Origin of the sequence: Microbacterium sp. (assembly GCF_029263575.1) — a bacterium.
Taxonomy (GTDB): Bacteria; Actinomycetota; Actinomycetes; order Actinomycetales; family Microbacteriaceae; genus Microbacterium.
Map to the genome: position 1 here is coordinate 1 of NZ_JAJUFV010000095.1, position 11,523 is coordinate 11,523.

An 11,523-nucleotide genomic window follows, 5' to 3' on the forward strand; every position below is an offset into this window, starting at 1 on the left:
ACAGCGGGCGGGATCAACGCCGACGCAGACGCCAGAGCAGCCAGAGCCCGGATGCCGTAATGAGAAGAACACCGACCCCGAAGATTCCAGTCCAGACGACGTCGTACGCCGCGGGCACAAGCGGGTTGTTCGCAGCGGGGGCAGCGAACGCGCCGCCTGTTTGGGTCGCGTTCACCTCAGGCGCCGCGGGGAACCACGCGCCGATTCCTCCGTCGCAGAATCAGCGCGCCGTTACCGCCAGCCGAGGCGCCCGGCTACGGCATTCGCGGCACGGGTCGGAAAATCCGGCCACCCCTCCTGCAGCTCCCCCAGCATGTCGAACACCGCACGGGCTGCAGCTTCAGGCGGTCGCGCGACAGCGTCAGCGATCCGTTGAGCCCACTGCGGGAAGTCCTGCTCGAAGCGTCGTAACGGGTCGATGGCGTCGCGCAGCGAGCTCGACGAGTCAGGGAAGCGACCACGAATCACGCCCACCAGATGCTGCACCGCCCACTGCCTGATGAAGGCCCCTCCATTGAGCACTTCGCCGCGGCGGATGCGGCCGACACCTATGAGCAGCTTCACCAGAACGAGCCGCGCATCGTTATCCGGATCGAACCGATCGGCGGATGCCGCCCGCTCACGAGCCTGGTCGATGAGCGCTGCCGTCGTCCCTGCCGCATCATCGACGACCACGGTCGCGTCCCCCGCAACCGCACCGGCGAGTTCCTCGACCTCGGAGAACGCGAACTCGAAAACATGTCCGTCGTCGTAGACGGCGACGAAGCCGATCTCGCCCTCGCGCGCCGTCAAGACGAGACGGTCCTGATCCGGGAGCCAGCCGAGATCCGGGCGGATCTCGGGACCTCGACCAGCCTCGACCACGGCGAAGAAGTCGTGATCGGACCACTCGTCGCGCCGGTGCCGCGCCTCATCGGACGCCGACCCGAGCAGCACCAGACCGCTTATCCCGTCCCGCGCGCGCACCGCGTCAGCAAGCGCGCGACTGAGATGCCCGTACCGTTCGAGGGTGGTCATTCTTCAGCCCTCGGCCGGAACGACGACACCGGGCAGGCTCCATGCCGCAAACGAGGGCCCCTCCGCGGCGAGCGCGACAGACCCATCGGGCGCCACGGCAAGTGTCGCATCGCCGAAAAGCGCGGATGCAGCCGACGGCCCCGGGACCGCACCGGCATCGAGCGAAACGTCCGCCCCCCCGCGCGTTGCCAGTACCAGGACCGTCTCCGCAGCGCTTTCACGCACGAACACGATCGTCTCGTCGTCGACATGCACCCAGCGAAGTCCACCCGCTCCTAGCACTGGATGCTCGCGCCGCAGCGCGATCAATGATCGATATGTCGAGAGCACCTCAGCGGTCGCCGGCTCCGTCTCGCTCCCCCATGGCATCGGCGTGCGGCTCATCTCGCCGTCAGTTCCGGTGAGGCCGAACTCATCACCGGCGAATACGACCGGCAGCCCTGGCAGCGTCATCGACAGACCGAGCGCGAGCGCGGTGGTTCCGGGCGCCGCGTTCGTCGCGAAGCGCGCCGTGTCGTGGGTGTCGAGCGGCTGCATGTTCCCCAGGCGCACCCGCCACGGGATGCTGCCGGTGAAGCGCACGACCGCACCGACGAAGTCCGCCGCTGTGTAGCGCGGGATGCCGCCGATCGGCTGCCCGAAGAACCAGGGCTCGGTGACGGATTCGCCCTGGGCGTTCAGGTACGGCTCGCCGTGCGGCTCGCTCAGCCACCCCCACAGCGGACGGGTGAACGACGGGTAGGTCATCGCGCCGTGCCATCCGTCGCCCTGCAGGTCGCTCGCGGCGTCATTGGTCGACTCCCCCAGCAGCACCGTGTCGGGGTTCACCCGCAGCATCGTCTCGCGCAGCAGCTGACGTACTTCGTCATTGACGTCGACGTCGCCGAGCCGTCCGGTCATGTTCGCCACGTCGATACGCCAGCCGTCGGCGTTATACGGCGGCTTCAGCCACTTCGCGACGATCGAGTCCTCGGCGCTGATGAAGCGCTCGCGCAGCTCCTGCGATTCCCAGTTGAACTTCGGCAGTGTGGGCGTGCCGAGCCACGACTCGTACTCGGTGTTGTCGTCGTTGGTGAAGTAGTAGTAGTTCTCTTCCACGGCGCCCGGGTTGCCGTACGCGGCGCGGAACCATTCGTGGCGGTCGCCGGAGTGATTGCTGGTGAGGTCTCCGATGACGCGGATGCCGCGGGCGTGAGCCTCTTCGACGAGTCTGATGTATGCCTCTTCGCCACCGAGCAGTGGGTCGATGCCCTCGAAGCTCGAGGCGTCATAGCGATGGTTGGATGCCGCGGGGAACACCGGCGTCAGATACAGCAGGTTGATTCCGAGCGAGACCAGGTGGTCGAGTTTAGAGATGATGCCGGGGATGTCGCCGCCGTAGAACTGCTGCGAGCGGCCAGGCATGACCGGGTCGACCGGGGTGTCCCAGCTCGCCGCGATCGCCCAGTCCGGCGTGGGGTGCTCGTCGGCCTGCGCCGAGCGCGCGAACCGATCGGGAAAGACCTGGTACATCACGGCTTCGTTGATCCATGCCGGCGGCGCCGGGTATGCGACGAGAGCGAAGTCCTCGGCGTCGAGCGTCTCCAGACGGTGGGTGCCGGTCTGGTTGAGCCATTCGACAGCACCGTCGGCGTGCTGCAGAACGAACCGGTAGCCGTGGCGGCGATTGCGCACCGTGATCGGCGCCTCCCACCAGTCCCAGCCGTCGACGACGCCAATGCGAACAGCATCCGTCCATTCCGGCTCGTGATCAGGGTTCGAGCGCGTGCGCACGGCGACGAGCGGCCCGTATCCTTCCGGCACGCGCAGGCGCACGGTGACGACGTCGCCGAGTTCGGGAGCGAGATCGGAGACGTACAGTGGTGAGCCGTCGTGGTGCGGTGAGAGGAGGGCCATGTCATGCCTTTCTTCGGATGCGGCAGCCGCCGCCTTGTCGACGTGGTTGCACGGCCGGATGCCATGACAGAGCCCTCTGGTTGTGGTCTTACTTCACGCTACCGGCGGTGAGTCCGCCGACGATGTACTTCTGCAGAGCGAGGAACAGCGCCACCGGCAGTACAGCGGCGAGCACCGCACCGGCCCCGAACACGCTCCAGTTCTTCGAGAACTCGTCCGAGACGAACTTGTACAGTCCGACCGCGAGCGTCTGCTGCTCGGGATCGATGAGGATGACGCTGGCGAGGATGAACTCGCTGGAGGTGCCGATGAAGCTCAGCAGCCCCACCACGGCGAGGATCGGCGCGACCAGTCGCAGGATGATCGTGAAGAAGATGCGCGCGTGACCGGCGCCGTCGATCTTCGCCGCCTCGTCGATGGATGCCGGAACCGTGTTGAAGAATCCGTACATCAGATAGGTGTTGGCTCCCAGCGCGCCGCCGAGATAGACCATGATGAGCCCGATCCGCGAGTTCAGGCCGATCGCGGGGAAGATGTCGCCGATCGACACCATCAACAGGAAGATCGCGACCATCGCGAGCATCTGCGGGAACATCTGCACGACCAGCAGAGCGGTCAGGCTGAATCGGCGCCCGGTGAAGCGCATGCGCGAGAAGGAATATGCCGCCAGCGCGCCGAGCAGCACGGTGCCGGCGGCGGTGACCAGACCGATGATCAGCGTGTTCATGAACCAGGCACCGTAGGGATGCTGCGGGCTCTGGAAGAGCGTCGCGTAACTGTCGAAGCTGAAGTTGCTGAACAGCGCGTTTGCCGTCAGCAGTGTTCCGCCGGGGTTGAGCGAGGCGCTGATGATGTAGAGCAGCGGGAACAGCGCGAACGCGCCGATGGCGATGCCGACGAGGTGTCGCCATCCGGTCTCGCGGAAGTACTTCTTGAACGGACGACGGGGTTCTTTCGCGGCGCCCGGCACACCGGCATCCGCCGTCGTGATGGCGGCCGTTGATTCTGCACGTGTCGTGGTCATGTCAGTTCAGCTCCTCGAGCGCCTTGGTGCGTCGGAAGGCGATCACCGAGATCGTCGCGACCAGGATGAAGATGATGATCGAGAACGCACTCGCCAGGCCGTAGTCGGCGTTCGAGCCGACGAAGGCGACCTTGTAGACGAGCGTGATGAGAATGTCTGTCGCGCCGACGTTCACGCTGGCTCCGGCATCGCGCGGACCGCCGCCGGTGAGCATGTAGATCAGACTGAAGTTGTTGAAGTTGAACGCGAACGACGAGATGAGAAGCGGCGCGACCGCGACGAACAGCAGCGGCAGTTTGATCGAGCGGAACACCTGCCACGCGCTCGCGCCGTCGACGCGTGCGGCCTCTTGCACGTCATCCGGAATCGCCTGCAGCGCACCGGTGCAGATCAGGAACATGTAGGGGAACCCGAGCCAGAGATTCACCAGCAGGATGCTGATCTTCGCCAGCCACTCATCGGTGAGCCACGGGATCTCGGCGCCGCCGAAGAGCACGACGTTCAAGAAGCCGAACTCCTGGTTCATCATGCCCGCCCACACCAGCGCCGACAGGAACCCGGGGAACGCATACGGGAGGATCATCAGCACCCGGTAGTACTTCTTCGACTTCATCTTCGGATCGTTGAAGACGATCGCAAGGAACAGGCCGAGTGCGAAGCAGGTGAACACCGAGAGGAAGGCGAAGACGAAGGTCCACACCAGCACCGACAGGAACGGGCCGCGAATGGACTGCTCGCTGAAGGCGCGCACGAAGTTGTCGACGCCGACGTTGATCTGCCAGCCGGGCTTGAGCTCGGTGCCGTCGTCAGCGGTAAATGCGCCGGTGCCGATGTCGGAGTACACGACGCCCGTGCGCGAGTCGGTCATCGTGTCGGCGGCCTCGTCGTAGACCAGATTGGAGACGTAGACGTATGCCATCGAGCCATCGGGGGTGCGCAGAGCGCCGTCGTTCGGATCGTCACTGATCGGCACGACCATGTCGGCGATCGCCTGCTGGTTCTGCACGATCTGCGCGAAGCCGAGCGTGTTGTAACCGGGCAGCGAGACGGCCGTGCCGCCGTCTATCTCGGCGTCGTCGGTGGGCTGCAGCGGACGCTCGTCGCCACCGATGAAGACATCGCCGTCGGGAGCGGTCACCAGGAACGAGAACTGACCGAGCTGCTCTACCACCGTGAGGTCGTAGGCGGGCGAGTCGGGCACGCGCTCCTGAGCGGAGAGCATGAGCGCGTTGACAGCACTGTCTTTGTCGCTGTTGTGGCCGGTGCCGTAGTTCGTGAAAGCGATGTAACCGGTGTATCCGGCGGCGAAGATCTGAAAGACGAAGAGGAAGATGAGTCCGGGGATCAGGTACTTCGCGGGGAGATTTCCACGGCTGAAGTACACCCAGTTGGCGAAGGCCGTGACGACGAAGACGATGCTCGCCGGCAGCCACTGCCCGCTCTGGATCAGGACGAAGATCGCATACAGCGCGAGGGCGTCGATGAGCCCGAGCATGACCACCTTGAACAGCATCAGCTTCCAGCCGACGCCGGCGGATTCGGCGAGGCGCGCCGCGCGACGGGCGTTGCGGCTCTGGCTGGATTTCTCGGCGGTGTCGCTCGATTCGGTGGTCGGCGTGGTCATCTGCATCCCTGGTTCGTGTGCTCAGCTGGTTTGCATGCTCAGCTGAGTCGTGTGCTCAGCGAAATGGACGAGGCGCGAGGCGGCCTTCGCTGTGAAGACCACCTCGCGGGCTCGATTCGTCAGCCGATGGCGCCCTGAATATCGGCGGCCATCTTCGACCAGAGAGCGGCCGGGTCACCGCCGTTGATGATCGCGGCTTCGGTCACGCCCCAGAACTCCCACACGGCTCCCATCTCGGGGATGCTGGGCATCGGAACGGCGTTCGCGCCGACCTCGCCGAAGCCGGCCGTGATCGGGTCGGACTCGACCGCGGCTTCGTAGGCTGCGGTCAGGGCCGGGGTGCGACCGCCGACCTCGTACAGCGCGACCTGCACCTCTTGTGAGCCGATGTAGTTCACCATGAACTCGTTGGCGGCCAGGCGGTTCTCGCTCTCGGAGCTGAGGAAGAAGCCCTGCACGCCGGCGAACGGCTGGGCGTCGCTGCCGCCCGCGGACGGAATCGGATCGATCGCGACGTTCAGGCCTGCGTCGACCGCGGCGGGAACGTTCCACGGGCCCGTCAGGAAGAAGGGCGACTTGCCCGAGACGAAGTTCTCTTTGGCGAGCTCGCCGGTGATGTTCGTGTTCAGGATGCCGGCCGCGCCCTGTTCGCCGAGCCACTCGGCGAAGGCCGTGCCACCGTCGTTGCCGATCTGCAGATCTGCCGGGTCGTAGGCGCCATCGGCGTCGGTGCCGAACACCGGAGCGTCGAACGAGGTCTGGAACGGGTACAGGTGGTACGGGTCAGCGGCCTCGGGGTCGAGACCGACGAGGAAGGCGTAGTCGACGCCGGCGGCCTTGCCCTTGGCGATCATGTCGTCGTAGTCGGTGGGGGCCTCGGGGACGAGGTCGGTGTTGCGCAGCAGCGCGATGTTCTCGATCGCGTAGGGGACGCCGTATGTCTGGCCTTCGTAACTGACCGCGTCGATGGCTACCTGCTCGAACTCATCCGCGCGATCGCCGAGCTCGACCGGCGCGACGACACCGTTGGTCACGAGAGTGCCGAGCCAGTCGTGCGCGCCGACGGCGACATCAGGGCCTTCGCCTGTCGGCACCTGCTGGATGAACTGGTCGCGGATCTCGCCGAATTCCTTCTGGACCATCGTCACCTCGACCCCGGTGTCAGCGGTGAAGGCGTCTGCGGCATCTTGCAGAACATCGGCGCGGTCGGCGTCGACCCACACCGTGATCTCTCCGGTGTACTCGACGGCGTCCGAGCCGCCGTCACTCGATCCGCCATCGCTGCCAGCGCAGCCCGCGAGTGTCAGGGAAGAAATTGCGGCCATCGCTGTGAGCGCGATCATGCCCCGCTTGTTCACCTTCATTGGTGTGTGCCTCTCTCGATGCTGTGACGCCTGCAAGACTGCAAGCGCTTACAGTATGCCTCGCAACCCGCCTTCTCGCAATGTCAAACACGGCCGATACGAAGCTGTAATGCTGAGGTTTCACCTGTTCGCCGCTTTGGAAGCGCTTTCAGAACAGCCTTCCGTGACGCTGCTGGCTAGACTGGCGCCATGGCAGATTCATCGTTCGACATCGTCAGCAAGGTCGACCACCAGGAGGCGGAGAACGCCGTCAACCAGGCGCGTAAAGAGATCGATCAGCGCTACGACTTCAAGGGCACCGGTTCATCGGTCGAATGGAGCGGTGAGTCGATCCTGATCAAATCGAGCACCGAAGAGCGCGCCAAGGCCGTGCTCGACGTGCTGCAGACCAAGCTCATCAAGCGCGGCATCTCACTCAAGAGCCTCGAATCGGGCGAGCCTTACGCCAGCGGCAAGGAATACCGCATCGTTTCGTCACTCAAGGACGGCATCTCCTCGGAGAACGCGAAGAAGATCTCGAAGATCATCCGCGACGAGGCACCCAAGGGCGTCAAGAGCCAGATTCAGGGCGACGAGCTGCGCGTGCAATCCAAGAGCCGCGACGACCTTCAGTCCGTCATCGCCCTACTCAAAGGCAGTGATCTCGACATCGACCTGCAGTTCATCAATTACCGGTAGTAGACCCCTCTGACCAGGGGTTTTCCTGGTTTAGTCCGCAGGGAGTCCGCAGGAGCTCGAATCTACCTCGCCTGCGAGACGTTGCTGGAGCGCCGCGCATCGCTCGGTGAGTTCTTCCATCGACGGCCCGTCTGGACGCCATGCGCGGTGCGCGGCTTCCTCCGGTGTCTGTGTGCGGAACTCTGCGGTGAACTCAGCGACCATCAGTCCGAGGTCACGGAGCGCCTGCTCTCGCGTCTTCATGACGGCTCTTCTCGACACAGCCCTGTCGCCCGGATCTGCTCGGTGAGAACAGCAAGCGATGGCCCGCCCTGATGCCACGCCCGCTCTGCAGCCTGCTCGGGCGTGAGGGTGCATACGATCGCGGCGACTTCAGCGACGACCAGCCCCACATCTCGGAGTGCCTGTGCTTTCGTCTTCATAGTTGAACGGTAGCCGCGAGAGGCGACACTCGCCAGCCAGTGACGTCACTGGACAGACCTTAGGGTTACAGTGACCTTATGTCCACGGATGCCGCCTACATGCCGTTGTCTCAACGGGTGTCTCCCGCAGATGCTGCAACGGCATCGACCTGTTCACTGCCGACAACCTCTCCCCCGCAGACATCGAAGTACTCAAGCCGATCTGCGCATCCTGCGACGTCGCGCTCCTCTGCCGCCAATACGCGAAAGCCGCGAAGCCGACGGTCGGTTTCTGGGCAGGGAAGCACTACGTCGGACGCGGACGCAAGGCAGGCCAGGAAGCCGCCTGATGCGCGATCATCGCGACTTCTCGATCTCTCCCGCGACCACCGCGAGCTGCTGGCGCGCAAGCACGCTCAGCTTCGACTCATCGACGTTGCCTTCGTAGTTCCCCATCATCAACGCAGCGGAAGCCCGCCCAATCGGCGGGGCATTGATGTGGTCGAAGGTAAAACTGTAGGCGAGCGTCCCCAGTTGCTTGTACGCAAGGTGCACGAACGGCGGCCCACCAGCTGCATACTCAGCGAGCAGCAGCCCGTCAGGGGCCTGCCACGCGTAGCCTCTCTCCGGCGGCAGGACCGTCCACCCGGAGCGCTCATACAACGACAACGCACGCGCGGGGATGTTTGCGATGACCACGCGCGCGCCCAACGCCTTCCGCCGCGACGCCGCGTGCCGAAGTAGACCTTCACCGATGGATCGCCCTGCACACTGGGGAGAAACAGCCAGGAACCGTAGGTTCCCCGCGTCCCTCGCCGCAGTATCGTGCCCTGGAATTGTCAGCGGGACAGATAGAGCAAACCCCACAACCTCCCCAGCAGCACGAGCCACCGAGAACGAGTACGAGTACCGGGCAGCGACCTCCGAGCGATTCATCCCGCCGTGCAGATCACGGAACTCCTCAAGCGCCTCCACACTGACCGGCAGCCTCTCCCGCGCCAGCTCGATCATCACGTCAAGCTCACCTTCGACTGCACCATCGAAGACGACGCCGGTGCGCACGCCCTTGCGCCTACTCGCCTTCCCCATCAGGCCAGAGTACCGCCCAACTCCACGGCCACGGCCACACTTCAGGTTACGATGACCTTATGTCGAAGTAGAACCACACAGAGAAACCATCATGACCCAAGGTCGACCAGTCGAGGCCAACATAGGCGGCCGTCCCGCGCCAGATTCGCCCCTCGACGATGACTGGCACGTTCATGCGTTCGATAGGTCGTGCGAGCCAACGTGCGATGGAGCGATGGAGGTACCCCAGCGCGCCGGCCTTGTCGTACACGAGGATCGCGTTGCGATCGGCTTCGTTCTCGGGCTCCCTCACGAGAGCAAAGTACCGAGGGTCCTCACTCGGTGCGTGCGCTGCAAGTCGCTCCATGTGGGGCGGCTTCCACGTGTGCACAGATCGCCATCGATCGTGGGGCAGCACGATCGACTGCGCGTTCGGGGCCAAGCTCAACGGATGCGCGGCAATCACTCCGGCGCCTCGGGAAGCATACCGACATCGCGGCACTTGCGTGCCCAGCGGTTTGCAGTCGCCCGGGACATGTGGAGCGCCTCTGCCGTCGCGGTCATCGCGCGCCTCGGGTTTCGCTCGAACTCGACTCGATACCGGTCTGCGAATGACTTGAGGGCGTCGTGCTTCGCTCCCCGTCCGCTTGTACGGCTCTCGGCTGCGAGCCGCGGCGCACCGAGGTCGTAGGTCTGTTGCATGAGGCCCGACACGATCTGGGCGTCGAGGTCATCCGGGTCTGGCGGGGGCGCATCGTCGAAGCCTTTGAAAAGCTGCTCGAGCATCGCGCCGATCCGCACGTTCCGGAGCGACGTCGCGGTGATCTCGTGTTGCGGGATTGTGGCTCCCAACATGATGCCGGTGATGACGCGGCGTCCGTCCGCTGAGACCGCTTCACGTATGTAGATGGGGTGTTCAAGCCCGCCTCCTTCGACTTGAGTCCATGACTCTTCCTCGAACTCCTCGCGCGGGGGGCGGGAGTCCGGGCGGAACTGAGCATGGGCCCGCTTATCGGCCAGCTCACCCTGCAGTCGTCGGGTGACGTGCGGCAGGACCTTGACGAGGTGAATTTCTATCTGCGGTCTATCGGACGAGGGGGACGCAGATGAAGCTCACTTATGACTTCTGGTCGTAAGGTTGCCCGTCGATGCCGATAGATTAACGACGTGAGCGACAACGACGATCTCCTCCGCACACCTGCGGGACGGCTGGCCATGGTGCTGAAAACGCTCAAGGCCCAAGCTGCCAAGGCCGGCCAGAACAAGACGATTCAAAACAAGCAGGCATTGCTTACGCACCTCAAGCTGGACGAGAAGGACACCGCCGGATACTTCGCGGCAGTCGCGGAGATCATGTCGATGCCGGTAGCCATTCGCCGTGACGTCGCAGCACTCGAGTCGCCGATCGCCCCGCCGACGTTGCTTCTGCAGCATATGGACAAGATCGAAGGCGCTCTCCCGCTGCTCGGTACGCCGACGGGAAGCGTCAAGCAACTGTGGGATCGACTCGGCGACGACGTCATCGTAGGCCTAGAGATCACGAGTCACATACTCGCGCAAGGACAGCCCCAGAAAGTGATTGACCAGGCCACCCTCGGCAGTATCCGGAATCTCGCCACTGAGATCATCGATGATCTCGCCGATGACGACGGACTACCACTGCGCTTCCGTGAAGAAATCCGACGGCATGCGCAATGCATCATCGACGCCGTCAACGCGTACAAGGTCCATGGAGCAGACGGACTATTAGACGAAGCGGATGCCATGATCGGCGTCATCGTCAGGAATGCATCCGCCGCAAGGCAGGCATCCACGCCCGCAGGGCACTCAGTGTTCCGCAAGCTCGGAGTGCTGGCGAACACCATCGTGCTCGCTGTCACCATGTACGCCGCGCCGCACGAGCTCGCCGAGGCAACCAACGCATACGGAGATTTTCTCGAGCTGCCCTCAATCGTGCAGGCCCCTGCTGAGGATATCGTCGACGCTGAAGAAATCGGTTAGAAGCGAGCGAAATCTGGCGAGCCACGCTCGAGAGTATTCGCTGGATCCTCGCGATTCAATATCCAACGCGAAGCCCCGGCCCTCACACGAGGTCACCGGGGCTTCACTGTCGGGCTACTGCGTGTAGCGCTTCACGTCAGCTTCGCCGCGAATCTGCCACTCGTGGCCGCACGACCGACACACGCCACGGTGCTTCGGAAGCGTATAGCGCGGAGGATTCTCCACGAGATCGGCCGGCTCCTCACACTTCGGGCAAATCACCGCGCTCACTTCAGCACCCACTTGAACGGCTCCCGTACCGAAACCGCCTTCGCATAATCGGCGATCTGGCCAGGCTGCAGCTTCACACCGATCTGAGAGAACGCCGCCGCTACCCGAGGCTTGACCTCACCGAGCGGCTTGCCCTCATGCTGCGACCGAAACCGCCGGTCAGCGTCCTCGAGCTTCTTC

The 11,523-nt window shown here is 64.2% G+C and carries 15 protein-coding genes; 3 read left to right on the forward strand and 12 right to left on the reverse strand.

Annotated elements, in window-relative coordinates:
* Window positions 1-13: 13 nt before the first annotated feature.
* The 6 genes from Q1J95_RS10415 to Q1J95_RS10440 all read right to left on the reverse strand — a co-directional run bounded on the left by Q1J95_RS10415 (window position 14) and on the right by Q1J95_RS10440 (window position 6,925).
* A complete protein-coding gene (locus tag Q1J95_RS10415) occupies window positions 14-175 on the reverse strand; it encodes a hypothetical protein (RefSeq protein ID WP_300267448.1) in 162 nt (53 codons plus the stop codon).
* Between the two features lie 56 nt (window positions 176-231).
* Window positions 232-1,017 carry a hypothetical protein gene (locus Q1J95_RS10420; RefSeq protein ID WP_300267449.1) on the reverse strand — a complete coding sequence of 262 codons (786 nt, stop codon included), beginning with the start codon at window positions 1,015-1,017 and terminating at the stop codon, window positions 232-234.
* A gap of 3 nt (window positions 1,018-1,020) precedes the next feature.
* On the reverse strand, window positions 1,021-2,913 hold the full coding sequence (locus Q1J95_RS10425) for a glycoside hydrolase family 13 protein (protein WP_300267450.1): 1,893 nt from the start codon (window positions 2,911-2,913) through the stop codon (window positions 1,021-1,023).
* Window positions 2,914-3,001: 88 nt separating this feature from the next.
* Window positions 3,002-3,937: a sugar ABC transporter permease gene (locus Q1J95_RS10430; protein WP_300267451.1), complete on the reverse strand. Its 936-nt coding sequence runs from the start codon at window positions 3,935-3,937 to the stop codon at window positions 3,002-3,004.
* Window position 3,938: 1 nt separating this feature from the next.
* Complete coding sequence (locus tag Q1J95_RS10435) at window positions 3,939-5,561, reverse strand: ABC transporter permease subunit (RefSeq protein ID WP_300267452.1); 1,623 nt, start codon at window positions 5,559-5,561, stop codon at window positions 3,939-3,941.
* A 119-nt stretch (window positions 5,562-5,680) separates the two neighbouring features.
* Complete coding sequence (locus Q1J95_RS10440) at window positions 5,681-6,925, reverse strand: maltose ABC transporter substrate-binding protein (protein WP_300267453.1); 1,245 nt, start codon at window positions 6,923-6,925, stop codon at window positions 5,681-5,683.
* Between the two features lie 189 nt (window positions 6,926-7,114).
* On the opposite strand from Q1J95_RS10440, the gene Q1J95_RS10445 reads away from it, so the two are divergent.
* The gene (locus tag Q1J95_RS10445) at window positions 7,115-7,603 is read left to right on the forward strand and encodes a YajQ family cyclic di-GMP-binding protein (RefSeq protein ID WP_300267454.1); all 489 of its coding nucleotides are present in this window, start codon (window positions 7,115-7,117) and stop codon (window positions 7,601-7,603) included.
* 30 nt (window positions 7,604-7,633) lie between these two features.
* On the opposite strand, the gene Q1J95_RS10450 is transcribed toward Q1J95_RS10445, so the two are convergent.
* On the reverse strand, window positions 7,634-7,846 hold the full coding sequence (locus Q1J95_RS10450) for a hypothetical protein (protein ID WP_300267455.1): 213 nt from the start codon (window positions 7,844-7,846) through the stop codon (window positions 7,634-7,636).
* Window positions 7,843-8,025: a hypothetical protein gene (locus tag Q1J95_RS10455; RefSeq protein ID WP_300267456.1), complete on the reverse strand. Its 183-nt coding sequence runs from the start codon at window positions 8,023-8,025 to the stop codon at window positions 7,843-7,845. The genes Q1J95_RS10450 and Q1J95_RS10455 overlap by 4 nt, the downstream gene beginning before the upstream one ends.
* A gap of 149 nt (window positions 8,026-8,174) precedes the next feature.
* Here Q1J95_RS10455 and Q1J95_RS15710 point away from each other — a divergent pair, with 149 nt between their 5' ends.
* On the forward strand, window positions 8,175-8,354 hold the full coding sequence (locus Q1J95_RS15710; RefSeq protein WP_366945552.1) for a WhiB family transcriptional regulator: 180 nt from the start codon (window positions 8,175-8,177) through the stop codon (window positions 8,352-8,354).
* Between the two features lie 7 nt (window positions 8,355-8,361).
* On the opposite strand, the gene Q1J95_RS10460 is transcribed toward Q1J95_RS15710, so the two are convergent.
* From Q1J95_RS10460 to Q1J95_RS10470, 3 genes are all read right to left on the reverse strand, one after another.
* Entirely contained in the window at window positions 8,362-9,093 is a 732-nt protein-coding gene (locus tag Q1J95_RS10460) for a GNAT family N-acetyltransferase (RefSeq protein WP_300267457.1), read from the reverse strand.
* Between the two features lie 46 nt (window positions 9,094-9,139).
* A complete protein-coding gene (locus tag Q1J95_RS10465) occupies window positions 9,140-9,385 on the reverse strand; it encodes an HIRAN domain-containing protein (RefSeq protein ID WP_300267458.1) in 246 nt (81 codons plus the stop codon).
* 149 nt (window positions 9,386-9,534) lie between these two features.
* Complete coding sequence (locus Q1J95_RS10470; RefSeq protein WP_300267459.1) at window positions 9,535-9,858, reverse strand: hypothetical protein; 324 nt, start codon at window positions 9,856-9,858, stop codon at window positions 9,535-9,537.
* A 381-nt stretch (window positions 9,859-10,239) separates the two neighbouring features.
* Here Q1J95_RS10470 and Q1J95_RS10475 point away from each other — a divergent pair, with 381 nt between their 5' ends.
* The gene (locus Q1J95_RS10475) at window positions 10,240-11,073 is read left to right on the forward strand and encodes a hypothetical protein (RefSeq protein ID WP_300267460.1); all 834 of its coding nucleotides are present in this window, start codon (window positions 10,240-10,242) and stop codon (window positions 11,071-11,073) included.
* A gap of 266 nt (window positions 11,074-11,339) precedes the next feature.
* Here Q1J95_RS10475 and Q1J95_RS10480 read toward each other — a convergent pair.
* A partial coding sequence (locus Q1J95_RS10480; RefSeq protein ID WP_300267461.1) for a hypothetical protein occupies window positions 11,340-11,523 on the reverse strand: 184 nt, incomplete at its 5' end.

Excerpts from the sequence above, each read along its gene's own strand:
- Q1J95_RS10460 (WP_300267457.1), bottom strand. The coding sequence starts at position 9,093 with ATGGGGAAGGCGAGTAGGCGCAAGGGCGTGCGCACCGGCGTCGTCTTC.
- Q1J95_RS10420 (WP_300267449.1), bottom strand. The coding sequence starts at position 1,017 with ATGACCACCCTCGAACGGTACGGGCATCTCAGTCGCGCGCTTGCTGAC.
- Q1J95_RS10470 (WP_300267459.1), bottom strand. The coding sequence starts at position 9,858 with ATGCTCGAGCAGCTTTTCAAAGGCTTCGACGATGCGCCCCCGCCAGAC.
- Q1J95_RS10445 (WP_300267454.1), top strand. The coding sequence starts at position 7,115 with ATGGCAGATTCATCGTTCGACATCGTCAGCAAGGTCGACCACCAGGAG.
- Q1J95_RS10440 (WP_300267453.1), bottom strand. The coding sequence starts at position 6,925 with ATGAAGGTGAACAAGCGGGGCATGATCGCGCTCACAGCGATGGCCGCA.
- Q1J95_RS10425 (WP_300267450.1), bottom strand. The coding sequence starts at position 2,913 with ATGGCCCTCCTCTCACCGCACCACGACGGCTCACCACTGTACGTCTCC.
- Q1J95_RS10430 (WP_300267451.1), bottom strand. The coding sequence starts at position 3,937 with ATGACCACGACACGTGCAGAATCAACGGCCGCCATCACGACGGCGGAT.
- Q1J95_RS10435 (WP_300267452.1), bottom strand. The coding sequence starts at position 5,561 with ATGACCACGCCGACCACCGAATCGAGCGACACCGCCGAGAAATCCAGC.
- Q1J95_RS10455 (WP_300267456.1), bottom strand. The coding sequence starts at position 8,025 with ATGAAGACGAAAGCACAGGCACTCCGAGATGTGGGGCTGGTCGTCGCT.
- Q1J95_RS10450 (WP_300267455.1), bottom strand. The coding sequence starts at position 7,846 with ATGAAGACGCGAGAGCAGGCGCTCCGTGACCTCGGACTGATGGTCGCT.